General features: G+C 71.1%; 20 protein-coding genes and 1 pseudogene. 6 read left to right on the top strand and 15 right to left on the bottom strand.

The window, feature by feature from the left end:
• Positions 1-14: 14 nt before the first annotated feature.
• Together ACFWR9_RS36135 and ACFWR9_RS36130 are read right to left on the bottom strand one after the other, a co-directional pair.
• Positions 15-1,943: an AMP-dependent synthetase/ligase gene (locus tag ACFWR9_RS36135; RefSeq protein WP_383850026.1), complete on the bottom strand. Its 1,929-nt coding sequence runs from the start codon at positions 1,941-1,943 to the stop codon at positions 15-17.
• Positions 1,944-2,166: 223 nt separating this feature from the next.
• On the bottom strand, positions 2,167-3,453 hold the full coding sequence (locus tag ACFWR9_RS36130; RefSeq protein WP_383850023.1) for an acetyl-CoA C-acetyltransferase: 1,287 nt from the start codon (positions 3,451-3,453) through the stop codon (positions 2,167-2,169).
• 98 nt (positions 3,454-3,551) lie between these two features.
• Here ACFWR9_RS36130 and ACFWR9_RS36125 point away from each other — a divergent pair, with 98 nt between their 5' ends.
• Both ACFWR9_RS36125 and ACFWR9_RS36120 read left to right on the top strand, forming a co-directional pair.
• Positions 3,552-4,853, top strand: a complete 1,302-nt coding sequence (locus ACFWR9_RS36125) for a 3-oxoacyl-ACP reductase (protein ID WP_383850020.1) — start codon at positions 3,552-3,554, stop codon at positions 4,851-4,853.
• The gene (locus ACFWR9_RS36120; protein WP_383850018.1) at positions 4,853-6,034 is read left to right on the top strand and encodes a MaoC/PaaZ C-terminal domain-containing protein; all 1,182 of its coding nucleotides are present in this window, start codon (positions 4,853-4,855) and stop codon (positions 6,032-6,034) included. The genes ACFWR9_RS36125 and ACFWR9_RS36120 overlap by 1 nt, the downstream gene beginning before the upstream one ends.
• Here the strand turns inward: ACFWR9_RS36120 and ACFWR9_RS36115 are convergent.
• The 11 genes from ACFWR9_RS36115 to ACFWR9_RS36065 form a co-directional block, all read right to left on the bottom strand.
• On the bottom strand, positions 6,019-6,696 hold the full coding sequence (locus ACFWR9_RS36115) for a TetR/AcrR family transcriptional regulator (protein ID WP_383850015.1): 678 nt from the start codon (positions 6,694-6,696) through the stop codon (positions 6,019-6,021). The two genes, ACFWR9_RS36120 and ACFWR9_RS36115, sit on opposite strands and share 16 nt — an antisense overlap.
• Positions 6,697-6,756: 60 nt before the next feature.
• The gene (locus ACFWR9_RS36110) at positions 6,757-8,079 is read right to left on the bottom strand and encodes a dicarboxylate/amino acid:cation symporter (RefSeq protein ID WP_383850013.1); all 1,323 of its coding nucleotides are present in this window, start codon (positions 8,077-8,079) and stop codon (positions 6,757-6,759) included.
• A 72-nt stretch (positions 8,080-8,151) separates the two neighbouring features.
• Positions 8,152-8,253 (bottom strand): putative leader peptide, encoded by a 102-nt coding sequence (locus tag ACFWR9_RS36105; RefSeq protein ID WP_312023977.1) that lies wholly within the window; start codon positions 8,251-8,253, stop codon positions 8,152-8,154.
• A gap of 141 nt (positions 8,254-8,394) precedes the next feature.
• Positions 8,395-8,706 carry a DUF4229 domain-containing protein gene (locus ACFWR9_RS36100; protein WP_383850011.1) on the bottom strand — a complete coding sequence of 104 codons (312 nt, stop codon included), beginning with the start codon at positions 8,704-8,706 and terminating at the stop codon, positions 8,395-8,397.
• Between the two features lie 83 nt (positions 8,707-8,789).
• Positions 8,790-9,314, bottom strand: a complete 525-nt coding sequence (locus ACFWR9_RS36095; protein ID WP_383850009.1) for a GNAT family N-acetyltransferase — start codon at positions 9,312-9,314, stop codon at positions 8,790-8,792.
• 185 nt (positions 9,315-9,499) lie between these two features.
• A complete protein-coding gene (gene mqnE, locus ACFWR9_RS36090; protein ID WP_383850007.1) occupies positions 9,500-10,663 on the bottom strand; it encodes an aminofutalosine synthase MqnE in 1,164 nt (387 codons plus the stop codon).
• A gap of 47 nt (positions 10,664-10,710) precedes the next feature.
• Complete coding sequence (locus tag ACFWR9_RS36085; protein WP_064729209.1) at positions 10,711-11,166, bottom strand: Lrp/AsnC family transcriptional regulator; 456 nt, start codon at positions 11,164-11,166, stop codon at positions 10,711-10,713.
• 86 nt (positions 11,167-11,252) lie between these two features.
• Positions 11,253-11,936 (bottom strand): UbiX family flavin prenyltransferase, encoded by a 684-nt coding sequence (locus tag ACFWR9_RS36080; protein ID WP_383850004.1) that lies wholly within the window; start codon positions 11,934-11,936, stop codon positions 11,253-11,255.
• Positions 11,937-11,991: 55 nt separating this feature from the next.
• Complete coding sequence (locus ACFWR9_RS36075; protein ID WP_383850001.1) at positions 11,992-12,564, bottom strand: Uma2 family endonuclease; 573 nt, start codon at positions 12,562-12,564, stop codon at positions 11,992-11,994.
• Between the two features lie 77 nt (positions 12,565-12,641).
• Entirely contained in the window at positions 12,642-12,929 is a 288-nt protein-coding gene (locus ACFWR9_RS36070) for a hypothetical protein (protein ID WP_383849998.1), read from the bottom strand.
• Positions 12,926-13,252 carry a hypothetical protein gene (locus ACFWR9_RS36065; RefSeq protein WP_383849996.1) on the bottom strand — a complete coding sequence of 109 codons (327 nt, stop codon included), beginning with the start codon at positions 13,250-13,252 and terminating at the stop codon, positions 12,926-12,928. The genes ACFWR9_RS36070 and ACFWR9_RS36065 overlap by 4 nt, the downstream gene beginning before the upstream one ends.
• Before the next feature lie 155 nt (positions 13,253-13,407).
• Here ACFWR9_RS36065 and ACFWR9_RS36060 point away from each other — a divergent pair, with 155 nt between their 5' ends.
• On the top strand, positions 13,408-13,686 hold the full coding sequence (locus ACFWR9_RS36060) for a GntR family transcriptional regulator (RefSeq protein ID WP_383850066.1): 279 nt from the start codon (positions 13,408-13,410) through the stop codon (positions 13,684-13,686).
• Positions 13,687-13,906: 220 nt separating this feature from the next.
• Complete coding sequence (locus ACFWR9_RS36055) at positions 13,907-14,614, top strand: ArsR/SmtB family transcription factor (protein WP_383849993.1); 708 nt, start codon at positions 13,907-13,909, stop codon at positions 14,612-14,614.
• A gap of 309 nt (positions 14,615-14,923) precedes the next feature.
• Here ACFWR9_RS36055 and ACFWR9_RS36050 read toward each other — a convergent pair whose 3' ends face one another.
• Positions 14,924-15,655, bottom strand: coding sequence for an SDR family oxidoreductase (locus tag ACFWR9_RS36050; protein WP_383849991.1), 732 nt, complete (start codon positions 15,653-15,655; stop codon positions 14,924-14,926).
• Positions 15,656-15,781: 126 nt separating this feature from the next.
• On the opposite strand from ACFWR9_RS36050, the gene ACFWR9_RS36045 reads away from it, so the two are divergent.
• Positions 15,782-16,375, top strand: coding sequence for a TetR/AcrR family transcriptional regulator (locus tag ACFWR9_RS36045; RefSeq protein ID WP_383849988.1), 594 nt, complete (start codon positions 15,782-15,784; stop codon positions 16,373-16,375).
• Positions 16,376-16,392: 17 nt separating this feature from the next.
• On the opposite strand, the gene ACFWR9_RS36040 is transcribed toward ACFWR9_RS36045, so the two are convergent.
• Complete coding sequence (locus ACFWR9_RS36040) at positions 16,393-16,821, bottom strand: hypothetical protein (protein WP_383849986.1); 429 nt, start codon at positions 16,819-16,821, stop codon at positions 16,393-16,395.
• 115 nt (positions 16,822-16,936) lie between these two features.
• Between ACFWR9_RS36040 and ACFWR9_RS36035 the strand changes: the two are divergent.
• Positions 16,937-17,275 (top strand): annotated as a pseudogene (locus ACFWR9_RS36035) (zinc ribbon domain-containing protein); the annotation flags it as partial.
• Positions 17,276-17,369 lie beyond the last annotated feature (94 nt).

The raw sequence follows: 17,369 nt of genomic DNA, 5'->3' as shown, positions 1-17,369 counted from the left end.
AGCAGACGCGCGGCCTACGTCTCGTACAGGCCCTCCACCGCGCCCGCGAAGTCCCGCATGATCACCTCTCGGCGCAGCTTCATCGAGGGGGTCAGGTGGCCCTCCCACTCCGTGAAGTCCCTCGGCAGGACGGCGAAGCGGCGGATGGACTCCGGGCGGGAGACCAGCTTGTTGGCCTCGTCGACCGCGCGCTGGAGCAGCGCCAGGACCTCCTCGTCGTCGGTGAGCAGCTCCGGCGGCACCGGGTGCTTGCCGTTCATGCGGCGCCAGTGGGTGACACCGTCCGGGTCGAGGGTGAACAGGGCGGAGACGTAGGGGCGGCGGTCGCCCAGGACGATGCACTGGGAGATCAGGGGGTGGGAGCGCAGCCAGTTCTCCAGCGGGGCCGGGGCCACGCTCTTGCCGCCCGCGGTGATCAGCAGCTCCTTCTTGCGGCCGGTGATCGTCAGGTACCCCTCGTCGTCCAGGCTGCCGATGTCGCCGGTGGCGAACCAGCCGTCGGGGGCGGCCGGGACGACGCCGCCCGCCTGCGGCTCCCAGTAGCCGTGCAGGACCTGCTCGCCGGCGACGAGGATCTCGCCGTCGGCGGCGATGCGGATGCGGGTGCCGGGCAGTGGCCAGCCGACCGTGCCGAGGCGCGGCTTGAGCGGGGGCGTGACGGTGGCGGCGGCCGTGGTCTCGGTGAGGCCGTAGCCCTCGAAGATCTCGATGCCGGCGCCGGCGTAGAAGGCGGCGAGGCGGCGGCCGAGCGGGGAGCCGCCGCAGATGGCGTACCTGACCCGGCCGCCCATGGCGTTGCGGATCTTGCGGTAGACGAGGGGGTCGTAGAAGGCGCGGGCGGTCTTCAGGCCGCGGCCTGGTCCGCTGCCCGTGCCGGTCTGGCGGGCCTCCCGGGCCTCGCCGTAGCGCACGGCCACCGAGGCGGCGCGGTCGAAGGCGGAGGCCCGGCCGCCGGACTCGGCCTTGGCGCGGGCGCCGTTGAAGATCTTCTCCAGCATGTACGGGATGGTCAGCAGGCAGGTCGGGCGGAAGGCGGCGAGGTCGGGGAGCAGGTCCGCCGGCTTCAGGCTCGGGGCGTGGCCGAGGCGGACCCGGGCGCGGACGCAGGCCACGGCGACCATGCGGCCGAAGACGTGGGACATCGGCAGGAAGAGCAGGATCGAGGGCTCCTCGCCGGTCTCCGCCTTGAAGACGGGGTAGAGCAGCTCGATCGCGTTGTCGACCTCGGCGAAGAAATTGCCGTGGGTGAGCACGCAGCCCTTGGGGCGGCCGGTGGTGCCGGAGGTGTAGATGAGGGTGGCGAGGGTGCTGGGGCCGAGCATGCCGCGGCGTACGTCGACCTCCGCGTCCGGCACCTGCGCGCCCAGCTCCGCCAGCCGCTCCACGTGTCCCTTCTCCATGACCCACAGGTGCTGGAGGTCGGGGATGCGGTCCAGCTCGGGGCCGAGGGCCGCGGCCTGCGCGGTGGTCTCGGTGACGAGGGTGACCGCGCCGGAGTCCTGGAGGATCCAGCGGGTCTGGAAGAGGGAGGAGGTCGGGTAGACGGGGACGGTGACCAGGCCGGCCGCCCACGCGGCGAAGTCGAGCAGCGTCCACTCGTACGTCGTCCGCGCCATGATCGCGATGCGGTCGCCCGGCATCAGGCCCTCCGCGATCATGCCCTTGGCCACCGCGAGGACCTGCGCGGCGAACCGGGCCGCCGTCACGTCGGACCAGTCGCCCTCCGCCGACCTGCGGCTGAGGACGACCTGGTCCCCGGCCGCGGCCGCGTTGTCGAAGGGCAGGTCGGCGAGGGACCCGCGGCGCACCGGCGGGGCGAACGGCGGTACGTAGGCCTCCCGTACGGCGCCGTCCAGCCGCCGCGTCTCGGGCGCCACCAGGGTGGGGCCGGGCGAGTCGGCGTAGGCGGCGGATGCGGCGAAGGAGGGAAGCGGGGTGGACACGGGCGGCTCCTGGGACGTGCAGCGGCGACACCGCTCTGCGGTCGGTGCTCTGCTGCATGACGTACGTGCCTCGCGCGCCGAGGCGTTCATCGCCGGTACCGGGCAGGCGGGGTTACCGGCGGTCAGTGTCGGGATCGTACGGGGCTCGCGTGGGGAGTTGGTGCTTGTTCGGGGATGGTCCGGCGGCGGGGGTGTGCAGTCTCGGGGGTTACCTGAGGGTAGGTCACGTTCGTTCCAGAATGGCCGTCACGCCCTGGCCGCCCGCCGCGCAGACGGAGATCAGGCCGCGCCCCGGGCCCTCCCGCTCGGCGAGCAGGGTGGCCAGGGTCGCCACGACGCGGGCACCCGTCGCGGCGAAGGGGTGGCCGGTGGCGAGGGAGGAGCCGGCCGCGTTGAGGCGGGTCCGGTCGACCGGGGCCAGGCCGCGCTTCTCCCAGGCGGCCAGCGTGGCCAGCACCTGGGAGGCGAACGCCTCGTGGATCTCGACGAGGTCGAAGTCCTCGATCCCGAGCCCGGCGCGCTCCAGCATGCGCGGGACCGCGTACGCCGGGGCCATCAGCAGCCCGTCCTCGCCGCCGGCCGCGTCGCCGCCGACGAAGTCCACGGCCGCCGTCTCGTACGCCGTCAGATACGCCAGCGGTTCAAGACCCCGGGCCTCGGCCCACTCCTCGCTCGCCAGCAGCACGGTGGCCGCGCCGTCCGTCAGGGGCGTGGAGTTGCCCGCCGTCATGGTCGGTTCGGCGCCGGAGAGTCCGAACACCGGCTTCAGCGCGGCCAGTTTCTCCACCGTCGAGCCCGGGCGCAGGTTCTGGTCGCGGGCCAGGCCTCGGAAGGGGACCACGAGGTCCTGGAACAGGCCGCGTTCGTAGGCGGCCGCCAGCCGCTGGTGGCTGGTCGCGGCCAGTTCGTCCTGGGCCTCGCGGGCGATGCCCCAGACCCGGGCGGTGGCCGCGGCGTGCTCGCCCATCGACAGGCCGGTGCGCGGCTCGGCGTTGCGCGGGATGTCGGGGACCAGGTGGCCCGGCCGGATCTTCGCCAGCGCCTTCGCCCGGCCGCCGAGGGACTTCGCGCGGCGGGCCTCCAGCAGGATGCGGCGCAGGCGGTCGTTGACGCCGAGCGGGGCGTCGCTCGCCGTGTCCGCGCCGCCCGCGATCGCCGACTCGGTCTGCCCGAGGGCGATCTTGTTGGCGGCGGCGATCACGGCCTGGAGCCCGGTGCCGCAGGCCTGCTGGATGTCGTACGCGGGGGTGCGCGGGTCGAGTGCCGAGCCGAGGACGGTCTCGCGGGCTAGGTTGAAGTCGCGGCTGTGCTTGAGGACGGCGCCGGCCACGAACTCGCCGACGGCGCCGGGCTCCTGGAGGCCGTGGCGGCCGACCAGGGCGTCGAGGGCCGCGGTGAGCATCTCCTGGTTGGACGCGGTGGCGTAGGGCCCGTCGGAGCGGGCGAAGGGGACGCGGGCGCCGCCGATGACCGCGACGCGGCGCGTGGGCTGCGGTACCAGAGGGCTCATCTCGACCTGCTCCTCACCCGTGACGTAGACTTACCGCCGGTAACCTTACTCCAGAGTAAGCACATGTGGGTAGGACAGAGGACTTGGGGAGACAGGACATGGCCGACCGCTATCTCAGCTTCACCGGCACCGCGCCCGGCCGCTTCCTCACCCGGCGGCTGGGACTGCCGCAGCCCGCCGCGCTCGAACGCCGCGCGCTCTCCGGCGGCCTGCTCCACCTCACCGCCGGCAAGACGGACCTCGACCTCGCGCCCGTCCTCGCCCGCACCGGCCTCGGCGCGGACGACACCGGCCGCCCGGCCGCCGTCGTCCTCGACGCCACCGGAGTGCGGGACGTCGACGCGCTCGCCGAGGTGCACGCCGCGCTGCACCCCGTCGTACGGTCCGTCGCGACGAGCGGACGGGTGGTGGTGCTCGGCACGCGGCCCGACCCGGCCGACCATCACCAGGCCGCCGTCCAGCAGGCGTTGGAGGGCTTCACGCGCTCGCTCGGCAAGGAGATCGGGCGGGGCAGGACGGTCAACCTGGTCCGGCTCACCGACGCGGCCCGCGCCGACGCAGCCGAGTCCACCCTCCGCTTCCTCCTCTCCCCCGCCTCCGCCTACGTCAGCGGCCAGGTCGTCGAGGTCGGCGACGCGGACCGGATCGCCGTCCCGGACGACTGGGAGCTGCCGCTGGCCGGACGCACCGCGCTGGTCACCGGCGCCGCCCGCGGCATCGGCGCGGCCGTCGCCGAGACGCTGGCCGGGCAGGGCGCCCAGGTCGTCGTCCTCGACGTACCGCAGGCCGAGGACGAGGCACGCCGGGCCGCGGAACGCCTCGGCGGCACGGCCCTCGCGCTCGACATCACGGCGGCCGACGCGGGCGAGCGCATCGCCGCCGCCGTGCCCGGCGGGCTCGACGTACTGATCCACAACGCGGGCATCACCCGCGACCGGCGCCTGGCCAACATGCCCGCCGACCGCTGGAGTTCCGTCCTCGACGTCAACCTCGCGAGCGTCCTGCGCACCACGGACGCGCTGCTCGCCGCGGGCGCGGTCAACCGGGGCGGGCGGATCGTGGCGACGGCCTCCATCGCCGGGCTCGCGGGCAACGCGGGCCAGACCAACTACGGCGCGAGCAAGGCGGGGATCGTCGGCCTGGTCCGTTCGCTCGCGCCGCGCGCGGTGGCCGAGCACGGGGTGACGGTGAACGCGGTGGCGCCGGGGTTCATCGAGACGCGGATGACCGCGGCCGTCCCACTCTTCATCCGCGAGGCGGGCCGGCGTATGAACTCCCTCGCCCAGGGCGGCCTGCCCGTCGACGTCGCCGAGACCACCGCCTGGCTCGCCCACCCGGCGTCCGGCGCGGTCAACGGCCAGGTCGTCCGGGTCTGCGGCCAGAGCCTGCTGGGGGCGTGATGACCACCGCGAACCCCACGACCACCACCCTGACCGGGCCGCCCGCTCTCGCGCCGCTGCTCGCCCGCGGCGCCCTGCTGTCGCCCCTCAAGCGGCCCCGCCCGGACGCGGACTTCCCCCGCACCCGGCTGGTCCTGCCCGGCCTGCGCGTGGACCTGGCGCGGCTGGCGGCGTACGAGCGGGTGTGCGGCTTTCCCACCGGGGCGGACGCGCTTCCGGTGACGTATCCGCACGTCCTGGGCTTCCCGCTGGCCATGCGCCTGATGAGCGGCCGGGACTTCCCGCTGCCCCTGCTCGGGCTCGTCCACACGTCGATCGCCATCACCCGGTACGCCGTCATGCCCGCGACCGCCGTGTACGAACTCACCACGTACGTCGAGGCCCTGGCACCGCACCGACGCGGCACGGAGGCCACGGTGGCGACGGAGGCCCGGGCGGGCGGGGAGGTGGTGTGGGAGTCGCGCAGTACTTACCTGGCCCGGCACGGGGGTACGGGGGCCTCCGGCCGGGAACACGGGTCGCCGGCGCCAGACCCCGGCTCCGGCCCTCTGCCTGAGCAGCGACAGTCCGCCGCCGACTGCGCCCCGGCGGGCCATCGCCGAGCCGCCGACGATGCCGAGCCCGGCCGGGGGGCGCCGGCGCCTGACCCCGGCTCCGGCCCTCTGCCGGAGCAGCGACAGTCCGCCGCCGGCTGCGCCCTGGCCGGCCAGCACCGAGCCGCCGACGACGACGCCCAGCCCGGCCGCAACAGCCCGCCGGCCCACGGCAGCGGAGCGTCGTGGGCCCACCCGGCGGCATCGGACTCCGGGCGGCAGCCCCCCGGCGGCGGCCCCCCGAACCCCGCGCCTCTCCCCGCCCGCCTCGAATGGCGCCTCGCCGGTGATGTAGGCCGGCGCTACGGTGCCGCCTCAGGGGACCGCAACCCCATCCACCTCCACCCCCTCACCGCCCGCCTCTTCGGCTTCCCCCGGGCCATCGCGCACGGCATGTGGACCGTGGCCCGGTGCCTCGCCGAGCACGGGACACCGGACGCGGCGGTGGTGCGGGCCGAGTTCCGGGCGCCGGTACTGCTACCGGGGACGGTGACGTACGGGGCCGAGGGGGGCCGGTTCGAGCTGCGCGGCGACTCGGGGCGGCGGCTGCACCTGTCCGGCGAGGCCGGTCCCTACCCGGCGGCCTGAGCCAGCGGCTCCGGTCCGGCGTCCTCGGGCTCGGACCAGGGGCGGCCCGCCATCAGGTCGCCCAGCCCCGCCCAGGCGAAGTTCATCAGGGTCGCCGCCGCCTGCCTCGCGGTGACGCCCTCGGTGGCGCCCGCCCAGTCGGCGAGCGACTCGGCGGCGCCGACCAGCGCCTCGGCGAGCCCGGCGACCTCGCCCTCGGGCAGACGCGGATCCCGGTGCGCGTCCCGCGCCGCCGCCGCGATGAGCTGCGTCACGAACGCGACGATCTCCTCGCGCATCGCCGCCACCTCGGCCGCGAACCGCTCGCCGTGGGTGCGGGCGTGCAGGTGGAGCACCCGCCACGCGTCCGGGTACCGCGCGGTGTGGGTGAAGAACGCCCGCAGCCCCGACCACAGTTGCCCGTCGGCGGACAGCCCCGGACGCACGCCGGCCCGGACCGCCTCGGTGAGGGCCCGGGCCTCGCGCCGGATGCACGCGGTGAACAGGTCGTCCTTCGAGTTCAGGTACAGGTACACCAGCGGCTTGGAGACACCCGCCAGTTCGGCGATCTCGTCCATCGACGCCGCCATGTACCCGCGCTGTCCGAAGACGCGCACGGCGGCGTCCAGCATCTGCTGCTCACGCACCGCACGCGGCATCCGCTTGGTCTTCCCGGCACCCATGCGCATCAGCGTACGGTCCGCGCGGCGGTGATCAGCACGTCACCGCCGCGGACCCGACGGTCAGGCGGGGGCCGGGACCGGCTCCGGTGCCTGCTTCTCGCGCTCCGGCTCGTCGATCGGCGAGGCGTGCGCCTCGTCGTAGGCCTTGCGGTCGAGGATGCCCTCGCGCGCCGAGACGATGACCGGGATGAGCGCCTGGCCGGCAACATTCGTCGCGGTGCGCATCATGTCCAGGATCGGGTCGATGGCGAGGAGGAGGCCGACGCCCTCCATGGGGAGGCCCAGGGTGGAGAGGGTCAGGGTCAGCATGACCGTGGCGCCGGTGAGGCCCGCCGTGGCGGCGGAGCCGACGACCGAGACGAAGGCGATCAGCAGGTAGTCGCCGATGCCGAGCTGGATGTCGAAGATCTGCGCGACGAAGATCGCGGCGATCGCCGGGTAGACCGCGGCGCAGCCGTCCATCTTGGTCGTCGCGCCGAACGGCACGGCGAAGGACGCGTACTCCTTCGGCACGCCGAGGCGCTCGGTGACCTTCTGGGTCAGCGGCATGGTGCCGACCGATGAGCGGGAGACGAAGGCCAGCTGGATCGCGGGCCAGGCGCCCTTGAAGAACTGGAGCGGGCTGGCCTTGGCGACGGTGGCGAGCAGCACCGGGTAGACCACGAACATCACGATGGCGCAGCCGACGTAGACGTCGGCGGTGAAGGTGGCGTACTTGCCGATCAGGTCCCAGCCGTAGGTGGCGATGGCGTTGCCGATGAGGCCGACGGTGCCGAGCGGGGCGAGGCGGATGACCCACCACAGGGCCTTCTGGAGGAGTTCGAGGACCGACTCGCTCAGGTTCAGGATCGGCTGCGCCTTCTCGCCGAGCTGGAGGGCGGCGATGCCGGCGACGGCGGCCATGAAGACGATCTGCAGGACGTTCAGCTCGGTGAACGGCGTGATGACGTCGGTCGGCACGATGCCGGTCAGGAAGTCGATCCAGGAGCCCGTGCTCTCGGGCTTGGCGCCGTCGGCCGGGGTGAGACCGGTGCCGGCGCCCGGGTTGGTGACCAGGCCGATGACGAGGCCGATGGCCACCGCGATCAGCGAGGTGATCATGAACCAGAGGAGGGTGCGGGACGCCAGGCGGGCCGCGTTGTTGACCTTCCGCAGGTTGGTGATCGACACCAGGATCGCGAAGAAGACGAGCGGTGCGACGGCCAGCTTCAGCAGGCCGATGAAGGTGTCACCGACCTTCTCCAGGGTGGTGACCAGCCAGGATATGTCCTGGCTGCGGGCCAGCCAGCCCAGCAGGACGCCGAGCACGAGGCCGGCGAGTATCTGGGCCCAGAAGGGCACCTTGAAGTACTTCGTGACTGAGGACGCTGAAGACACGGACATGCTCCGTAAGGGGACGGGACGCGGGGACGGATGCGCTGGACTGACGTGGAGAACGACGGATGGGGGAGAACGTCAGGGACGACAGTTCGCGGACGCGCACCGACAGAGGTCCACGTGCAGGCGCGCCACGAGCCCGAGGCTCGGCGGTGTGGCGGGCGCGGCTGCTTGCTTCATGCACACGACTTTAACACCCATGCTTTGGGACACTCAAAGCCTCTCTTTGAGAGGCTGGAGTCCACTATCGTCCGCAAAACGCAAAGCGCCCCGGTTTCCTGTGAATGAGGAACCCGGGGCGTGCGAGTGGTGTGACGGACGTTACGAGGTCTGCTCCCGCGTCCGCGCCTGCGCCCGTGCGGAGTCGTCGGCGAGGTCCTCCTGGCCGCGGTTGGCCTCCAGGTTGGCCTTCATGCGGTCCACCCGGCCGACGACCTGTACGGAGGCCCGGTCCCGCTCCTTGCGCAGCGCGATGTAGCTGATGGGGGCGGAGATCAGCAGGGCGAGCAGGATGACCCACATGCCGTTGGAGTCACCGAGGCCGCGCGGGAGCGCGCCGGCGTAGACGAGGCCCCAGACGACCACGAGGCAGGCCACGAAGATCCCGAGGCGCATCAGCGTGTACCGGAGCATCTCAATCCACTCTTCCGTTTCTGGCACAAAGAGGCACTGCCCAGTGAAGCATGCCGGGGTGCGGGTCCCGCAGGGGGGTGGAGTCAGGCCAGCGGGAGGAGGAGGAAGATGTCGTCGCGGTCGTCGCCCGGTGCCACCCGGATCGCGCCGGGCACCCGGCCGACCTCCTTGTAGCCGCAGGACTCGTAGAACCGCTCCAGACCGAGGCCGCCTCGGCAGGTGAGGCGTATCGCCCCGATGCCGTCGACGGTGCGGGCCGCGTCCGCGGCGGCGGACATCAGGTCCCGGCCGTAGCCCCGGCCCTGGTGGCGCGGGTGGACCATCACCGTGTAGAGCCACAGCCAGTGGCCCATCAGCCGGTGCGTGTTCAGGGCGAGGAAGGCGGTGGCGGCCACCTGCCCCTCCGCGTCGTGTCCGACGAGGAGGCGGGTGCGGCCCTCAGCCATGCCGGTGAGGTGTCTGAGCAGTTCGGGGCGGATGTCCTCCCGCGTCACCGGCGGCACGAAGCCCACGGAGCCGCCGGCGTTGGAGACGTCGGTCCACAGGTCGAGTACGCCGTCGCGGAGGCCGGGGGTGACGGGCGGATCGAAGGCGAAGGTAAGGGACACGGGGCCATGGTAGCCATTACCTGCGGGTGCGGGTCGTGGGTGGCTGGTCGCGCCCACGCGGCGGAGCCGCACATCGATACAGCCCCGCGCCCCTTTCAGGGGCGTCCAGTGCAGGTCCCTCAAGGGGCGCGGGGAACTGCGCGACCAGCCCCCACGCACCCGCACCCGAAGGACGGCCGGAGACGTCACACCCGCATCGGCTGCGGCGACTCCCGACGTGCCGCGTCGGGCCCCTCGAACTCCCGGAGGATTTCGTAACGCGTGTTGCGCTCGACCGGCCGGAACCCGGCGTCGCGGATCAGGTCCAGCAGATCCTCCCGCGTCAGCTTGTTCGGCGTGCCGAAGTCGTCCGCGTCGTGGGTGATCTTGTACTCGACCACCGAGCCGTCCATGTCGTCCGCGCCGTACTGGAGGGCCAGCTGGGCCGTCTGGACGCCGTGCATGACCCAGAAGACCTTGACGTGCGGGACGTTGTCGAAGAGGAGTCGGGAGACGGCGAAGGTCTTCAGGGCCTCCGCGCCGGTCGCCATCTGCGTGCGCGCCTGGAGCCGGTTGCGGACCTTGCCGTCCTTCATGTCCACGAAGTCGTGCTGGTAGCGCAGCGGGATGAAGACCTGGAAGCCGCCGGTCTCGTCCTGGAGTTCACGCAGGCGCAGCACGTGGTCCACGCGGTGGCGCGGTTCCTCGATGTGGCCGTAGAGCATGGTGCACGGGGTCTTCAGACCCTTCTCGTGCGCCAGGCGGTGGATGCGCGACCAGTCCTCCCAGTGGGTGCGGTGGTCGACGATGTGCTGCCGCACCTCCCAGTCGAAGATCTCCGCGCCACCGCCGGTCAGGGACTCCAGACCGGCGTCGATCAGCTCGTCCAGGATGTCGGAGGCGGACATCCCGGAGATGGTCTCGAAGTGGTGGATCTCGGTGGCCGTGAAGGCCTTGAGCGAGACGTCCGGCAGCGCGGCCTTCAGCTCCCGCAGCGAGCGCGGGTAGTAGCGCCACGGCAGGTTCGGGTGCAGGCCGTTGACGATGTGCAGCTCGGTGAGGTTGTCGCCCTCCATCGCCTTGGCGAGCTTCACCGCCTCCTCGATGCGCATCGTGTACGCGTCCTTCTCCCCCGGCTTGCGCTGGAAGGAGCAGTACGCGCAGGAGGCGGTGCACACGTTGGTCATGTTGAGGTGGCGGTTGACGTTGAAGTGGACGACGTCGCCGTTCTTCCGTGTCCGCACCTCGTGCGCGAGGCCGCCGAGCCAGGCGAGATCGTCCGACTCGTACAGCGCGATGCCGTCCTCGCGGGTCAGCCGCTCCCCGGAGCGGACCTTCTGCTCCAGCTCCCGCTTGAGCCCGGCGTCCATGCGATACCTCTTTCTGAGACAGACTCGTAAACCGTACGCCCCTGCGGTCAGACCTCTTCCGGCAGCTCGCCCACCCGGTTCTCCCACTTCGTGGAGAGCACGATGGTGGTGCGGGTGCGGGAGACGCCCTTGGTGCCCGAGAGCCGGCGGATGATGCTCTCCAGGCCGTCCACGTCGGTGGCCCGCACCTTGAGCATGTAGGAGTCGTCGCCGGCGATGAACCAGCAGTCCTCGATCTCGCTCAGGTCCTTCAGCCGCTGCGCCACGTCCTCGTGGTCGGCGGCGTCCGAGAGCGAGATACCGATCAGGGCGATGACGCCGAGACCGAGCGAGGCGGAGTCCACGGTCGCCCGGTAGCCGGTGATGACGCCGGCCGCCTCCAGCCGGTTGATGCGGTCGGTGACGCTGGGTCCCGACAGTCCGACGAGGCGCCCCAGCTCCGCGTAGGAGGCCCGGCCGTTCTCCCTCAGGGCCTGGATGAGCTGCCTGTCCACCGCGTCCATGCGATCGAAGCCTTCCACTGAAGAAATCTGAGAGTTCTGAGAGTTCTGAGGATGTGGACTAACAAAGCTGTGGGGGGAGGTCGTGCTCAGGTGGTGGGGCGGGCCCCGCCGAGGTCGCCGCGCCAGCGGCGGTAGAGGTCGTGCGGGACGCCCGCCGCGTCGAGGGCGCGTCCGGCGACGAAGTCCACGAGGTCCTGGATGTGCGTCGCCCCGGCGTAGAAGGCGGGGGACGCGGGCACCACGGCCGCTCCCGCGTCGTCCAGGGTCACCAGGTGGCGCAGGGTCCGGCCGTCCAGCGGGGTCTCGCGTACGGCCACGACCAGCTTGCGCCCCTCCTTCAGGGTCACGCTCGCCGACCGCTGGAGCAGGTCCTTCGACAGCCCCAGCGCGACCCCGGCCACGCACGCCGTCGACGCGGGCACGATCAGCATGCCCCTCGTCCGGTACGACCCGGAGGACGGCCCGGCCGCGAGGTCGCCCGCGCTCCAGTGCCGTACCCGGTCGTCGCCCTCGTCGTTCTCGTCGTTCTCGTCACCGAGGTCGACGTCGAAGGTGCCGGGCTTGCCGTCGGCTCCGCGGGTCAGCCATTCGCGCAGGTCGTGCCGCCAGTGGGCGTCGCGGAAGGAGATGCCGGTCTCGTCGAGCAGGGTGAGCCGCGAGGCCCGGCTGACCACCAGGTCGACGCTCTCGCCGGCGGCGAGCAGCGCGCGCAGCACGGCGGCGGCGTAGGGGGTACCGGATGCTCCGGAGACCCCCACGATCCAAGGCACGCGCTGCGTTTCTCCTGGGTTCACATCTTGAGCCTACCGGTGGGCGGGGCAGTCCTCAGGACCGGTCCGTCGCCTTGGGGTCCACGGGGAGACGGTCGGTGGGGACGGTCAGCTTGCCCAGGGGAGTCTCGACGGTGAGGTCGGGGCCGTAGGTGAGGGTGTCACGGCCGCGGTATCCGTCGGGGCCGGGATTCCACATGGTCACGACCTGCCCGCGCAGTGGGTCGAAAACCAGATAGTTGGCAATGCCGCGGGAGGCATACCAGAGCGGCTTCACCTCGTAGTCGCGCCGGACGCTGCCCTGGGAGACGACTTCGACGGCCAGTTCGATGAGATCGGGCGAGTAGGCGCCCGCGTTCTTCGCAACCTCTACCGCTGGGATGACGGCCAGGTCCGGACAGAACTCGTTGTCCTCGTCGAAGGGGAACGCGACGTCACTGGCGAAGCCCCACTCCGGACCCAGCTGGGCCTCAAGATCATTCCAGACCAGCCGGATGGTCTGGGCGTGGTGGGGCTTGACCGGACTCATCATGATGTTGCCCTCGACAATCTCCATGCGATAGCCGGGGAACATGTCCTCGAACCGGCTGAGCTGCGAGTGCAGGCGGTCAAGGTCCGAGACGGTCACGGTGGCCTCCCTGGGTTCCTGCTCCCGATGGTAGGCCGCACGCTACGAGAGCGTGCGGCCGTTTGCGCCCCCGTACCTCAGTGCTTCACCCGTGAGGCGATTCGCAGGATGTCGGCGAGCACCCGGGTCATCTCCGCCACGAGATACCGCAGCTCCTCCAACCCCGCCTCGTCCACCAGCTGCCGGGCATGCGTCAGCAGTACGCCCGCCATCTCCATCTGCGTGCCCTCGATCGCGTTGGCGCGGCGCGAAACCGGTCCGGGCCGCTTGGGATCGGCGACGACGTATGCGGGCTTGCCATCCGCATCGGGCCACGGCAGCCGGCGCGGCTCATGGCTCTCCCCGGAGGCCGACTCGAACCTCATGCGACCTCCACCCCGTGGATCACGTACGGGCCGGGCCCGTCGAGCCCGAGCGCCGCCGGCTCCAGCTCCTGGCGCCGGGTCGCCTGTTCGGCGGCGACGACGTAGGGGCGTACGGAGCGGGTCGCCTCCCCCGCGAGCGGGGCCGCGTGGCGGGCCGGGTACGGACGGAAGTGGGGACGGACGGGCGTGACGTGGGACGAGGGAGTCGCCAGACGCCTGACGGTCGTGGCGGGCAGCACCACACGGGCCAGGCTCAGTAGCGTCGCGACGGCCGCGAGGAAGACGACCGCGCAGGAGACGAGGGGCGGGATAGGCTCGGACATGCGTCAGCTCCTATACAGCTGGTGCCGTACCCCGGGGCGGGTTGCAGCCGTCGCCGGGGTCTCTCGCGTCCCATCTTAGCAACTGCCTTCTACAGCATTCTACGGGGAACTAGAGATCGATAACCGTAGGATACTAGGGAGACTATGGGGCGGTGATGGAGTTCGAGCCCGACATTCCCCGCTGGCGGCAGGTGGCCGCCGTCATCCGTGACCGCATCGAAAGCGGCACCTACCCGCCGCGCGGACGCGTCCCCTCGGTGCAACACCTCGTGGAGGAGTTCGGCATCGCGACGGCGACTGCGGCGAAGGTCAACGTAGGGCTGAAGAAGGAGGGGCTCGTCTACACCGAGATCGGCATGGGCTCGTTCGTCTCCCCCGACGCCCCCGGGATCCTGCGGAAGACCCGCGCCGAGGCCACGAAGGACACGACCTGAACACAAAAGCCCCTGCAGCAGAGCGATGGCCCTGGTGCAGGGTCTGCAAGGTTGACAGCTTCAGCCGTCGACGAGTTCAAGGGATGGCAGCGACCTGCGAGTTGCGCGGGTTCAGAGCGAACTGAACGCCGCCCTCGCCCTGCACACCCCGCAATCCGGACCGAACTTCGTCGCCCCGCCCCCGCGCGGCCTCAACCAGACCTGGGCAGACGACCTGGCCATGATCCGGGCCACACCGCTGGAAGCGGCCCGCCACGAAATCGCCACCAACGCGACCGGCCCGTCCGCCCGTGATCCCCGCGTACGCGCAGTGCTGGACTCGACGGACGCCGTCTCCAGGATCGCCGAGGCGATGGACCAGGCCTGGCACGAGCTGCTCGCCACGGACTGGCCGCAACTGCGCGCGATCTGTGAGCGCGACGTCGTGCACCGGGTGGGTGTGATCGGCGAACACGGATGGGTCACGACCATCGAGAGCCTGCACCCGAGCATCGCCTGGCAAGCCGGCGGTATCGAGATCGGCCACTTCCCTCAAGTCGGGACAGTCCGCCTCGCCGGCGACGGGCTCCTGCTGATCCCTTCGGTCTTCGTCGCGAATATCGCCGCTCACCTGGAAGACCCCTGGCCCAGGACCTTGATCTATCGTGCCCGCGGCACCGCCGCCCTGTGGGGCGAACAAGAGAGCGTCCCCCGACCGGACGCCCTGACCGCTCTGGTCGGCCGGTCCCGAGCCCGGCTGCTGTTGGCGCTGGACGCCCCGGCCAGTACCAGCCACCTCGCCCGAAGCCTCGCCATGACACCCGGCGCTGTGGGAGACCACCTCGCCATCCTGCGAGGCGCGGGACTGCTCGTCCGCGGCCGGTCCGGACGGTCGGTGCTCTACCGGCGCACCCCGCTCGGCGAGGCACTGGTAGGCGGTACGGGCTGAGGGATCAGATCAGCACTGCTTTTGAGGCGCCGCCAGCAGACGATTGCGCGGCCGAGGGTGAGGAAGGCCTGGTGGATGTCGGCGCGGATTTCCCAGCGGATACGCGGCGGGCGCAACCAGCGCAGAAGCGCGAAGGCCGCCCGGACCATGATCAATCTCACCGATAGCCGATGTACCAATGTTCTCCGAGGCCGTGGAGGCCCGGGATTCAGCGGAACTGAAGCTTGTTCAGAGGGAACTCGGGGGTCGGTCCGTGTGCGTCAGCTGGGGGTATCCGTGGGTTCGATAGGAATGGGTGGCTGCGCAGGTCTATCCCTGGGCGGTGGGGCGAACGACGATGTCACCTACATCGACACCGTCCGGCTGTTCGATGGCGAAGGCGATGGCGCGGGCCACCGCGTCCGGCGAAAGACCGATCTCCATCATCTTGTCGATCTGGCCCTTCACAGGCGGATCCATGCGCTTTGCGAAGTCCGTGCGGACGACGCCGGGCGAGACGACGGTCACGCGCAGGCTGTCGCCGGCCTCCTGGCGCAGGCCCTCGGAGATCGTGCGCACGGCGTTCTTCGTGCCGGCGTACACCGACTGGAGCGGCACGATGCGCAGTCCGGCGGTGGACACGGTGTTGACGAAGTGCCCAAAGCCCTGCTCCCGGAAAACGGGAAGGGCTGCGGCGATCCCGTACAGGACCCCTTTGAGGTTGACGTCGATCATCTCCTCCCAGTCCTCGACGCGCAGGTCATCCAGACGGGAGATCAGACCGATCCCGGCATTGCTGACGAGGACGTCGAGCTTGCCGTATCGATCGCGTGCCAGCTTGACGAGGCCGGAAAGGTCCTCGTGTCGCGTCACGTCCGTGCGGGTCCAGGCGGCTTCACCGCCGGCCTTTTCGATGCCGTCGGCCAGGGCCTCAAGACGCTCCGGACGGCGTGCCCCGAGGACGACCTTCGCGCCGCGCTCGGCGAGGAGGAGCGCGGTCGCCTCACCGATGCCGCTGCTGGCGCCCGTGATCGCCACGACTTTGCCTTCGATTCCCGACATGATGGACAGTCCTTCCAGTAGAGGAGTGGGGGCGCCCATGCCCTACAGTGAAAGTGGAGGCTCCGCCACTTCACCCACGCTAAGTGGCGGCTCCTCCACTTAGCAAATGGAGACAGGGGAGAGCCATTGACGGCCCGGGATGCAGGACGCCCGCTGAGGGCTGACGCACAGCGGAACCGGGACAAGATCCTGGCCGCCGCGGTGCGCGTGTTCACTGAGGAGGGACTGGATGCGCACTTCGAGCGCATCGCCAGAGAAGCGGGCGTGGGAACCGGCACCCTCTACCGCAACTTCCCGACCAGGGAAGCTCTGATCGAGGCGGCGTACCGCAATGAAGTGGCCCGGCTGTGCGACGCCGTCCCCGGCCTCCTTGCGGCGATGTCGCCGCCTGAGGCCCTGCGAGCCTGGACTCGCCGCTTCATCGACTACGCCACCGCCAAACTCGGCATGGCCGACGCCCTGCGAGCCGTCGTCAACTCGGGAACCAATCCCTACGCCGACAGTCACGAGATGATTCAGGCCGCCCTCTCCTCCCTCATGGACGCCAACACCGCGGCCGGAACGATCCGGTCCGACATCAGCCCGACCGACATGTTCGCCGCCCTCGCCGGCATCGCCCTCACCTCGGCCAAACCCGAGCAGCGAGAGCAGGCCGAACGCCTCCTCGACCTCACCCTGGACGGACTGAAACCCGCGCCGTCGCGGCTCCCCGAAAACTGACGGCAGAAGCCCGAGCATCATCGAAGCTGCTGTTCAGCGGCCTGTTCCAGTAGTGCTCGCGCGGAGTCCGCGTAGCGCATCGCGGTTTTCTCGTCGAGCCCGAACACCTCGGCGAGGTGGAGCGGATCGGGCCCGTGGGTCAGGGCCTCTTCGAGTTGCCGGTCGACACGGAGCCGCTCCAGCGTCGCGTCCTGTCCACGCATCGCGGCGCTGATCCAGTGGTTGCTGGCGCAGCTGGTCTTCGTCGCGGTCTGATTGTTGATCAGCAGGTGGAGGTTCGCGGTGTTCGGCCACCGGTTTCGCCGGTGCTCCAGCCAGTCCACCAGGATTTTCAGGGTGAGGTCGTCGAGCGGGCGGACGCGTCCGGCGATGGTCAGCCGCCGGTTGCCGAGGTCGACGTCGTCGAGCAAGAGGGTGCCGATCTGGGCGACTCGGGCGGCGTGCACCGCGGCGAGGGCGAGGACGAGCCTCGTTGCCGGGGTGGTGGCTGCCGCGACGGACCGGTCGACCTGGGCGGGGACGAGGCCGAGGCGCGCGCGAGGACGAACCCGGACAGCGCGTTGGGCTGGGCTGAACCGTTCCATCAGCGGGGAGGCATGGGCCCGGACGGTCACCATGCTGACGTACAAGACCGCCCAGCTCGGCGGCACCGTGGTCAGGGTCCCCGCCCCCGCCACCTCCAGGCGCTGCTCGGCGTGCGGCTTCACCACGTCCGGCAGCCGGGAGAGTCAGGCCGTGTTCGTGTGCAAGAACCCGGACTGCGGTTGGTCGGGCAACGCCGACCACAACGCAGCCCGGAACGTCTTGCACCCGTACCGGACGGGCCTCGCGCTCATCCCGGCTGCCGGGAGGGCAGTCGTCAGGCGCGCGAAGCGCGTCAAGCCCGCTGCCGCGAGGTAACGACCCGGGGAGCAATTGGGCTCGACATCGCGGTGGCCGTGCTGGACGACGTTTCTTCTCCTGAGCCCTATTGCTTCCCGGGTCGCGAGTTCGA

The organism is Streptomyces sp. NPDC058534, assembly GCF_042717365.1.
In the GTDB taxonomy this organism is placed as follows: domain Bacteria; phylum Actinomycetota; class Actinomycetes; order Streptomycetales; family Streptomycetaceae; genus Streptomyces.
The sequence above is the reverse complement of the archived record's forward strand: the minus strand, read 5'-3'. Positions and strand labels throughout refer to the sequence as shown.

Bases quoted from the DNA above. Each gene is read 5' to 3' on its own strand.
- ACFWR9_RS36105 (WP_312023977.1), bottom strand. From the start codon at position 8,253: ATGAAGCAAGCAGCCGCGCCCGCCACACCGCCGAGCCTCGGGCTCGTG.
- ACFWR9_RS36055 (WP_383849993.1), top strand. From the start codon at position 13,907: ATGATCCGGGCCACACCGCTGGAAGCGGCCCGCCACGAAATCGCCACC.
- ACFWR9_RS36070 (WP_383849998.1), bottom strand. From the start codon at position 12,929: ATGAGGTTCGAGTCGGCCTCCGGGGAGAGCCATGAGCCGCGCCGGCTG.
- ACFWR9_RS36065 (WP_383849996.1), bottom strand. From the start codon at position 13,252: ATGTCCGAGCCTATCCCGCCCCTCGTCTCCTGCGCGGTCGTCTTCCTC.
- ACFWR9_RS36100 (WP_383850011.1), bottom strand. From the start codon at position 8,706: ATGCTCCGGTACACGCTGATGCGCCTCGGGATCTTCGTGGCCTGCCTC.
- ACFWR9_RS36130 (WP_383850023.1), bottom strand. From the start codon at position 3,453: ATGAGCCCTCTGGTACCGCAGCCCACGCGCCGCGTCGCGGTCATCGGC.
- ACFWR9_RS36085 (WP_064729209.1), bottom strand. From the start codon at position 11,166: ATGGACGCGGTGGACAGGCAGCTCATCCAGGCCCTGAGGGAGAACGGC.
- mqnE (WP_383850007.1), bottom strand. From the start codon at position 10,663: ATGGACGCCGGGCTCAAGCGGGAGCTGGAGCAGAAGGTCCGCTCCGGG.
- ACFWR9_RS36120 (WP_383850018.1), top strand. From the start codon at position 4,853: ATGACCACCGCGAACCCCACGACCACCACCCTGACCGGGCCGCCCGCT.
- ACFWR9_RS36110 (WP_383850013.1), bottom strand. From the start codon at position 8,079: ATGTCCGTGTCTTCAGCGTCCTCAGTCACGAAGTACTTCAAGGTGCCC.
- ACFWR9_RS36125 (WP_383850020.1), top strand. From the start codon at position 3,552: ATGGCCGACCGCTATCTCAGCTTCACCGGCACCGCGCCCGGCCGCTTC.
- ACFWR9_RS36050 (WP_383849991.1), bottom strand. From the start codon at position 15,655: ATGTCGGGAATCGAAGGCAAAGTCGTGGCGATCACGGGCGCCAGCAGC.
- ACFWR9_RS36060 (WP_383850066.1), top strand. From the start codon at position 13,408: ATGGAGTTCGAGCCCGACATTCCCCGCTGGCGGCAGGTGGCCGCCGTC.
- ACFWR9_RS36115 (WP_383850015.1), bottom strand. From the start codon at position 6,696: ATGGGTGCCGGGAAGACCAAGCGGATGCCGCGTGCGGTGCGTGAGCAG.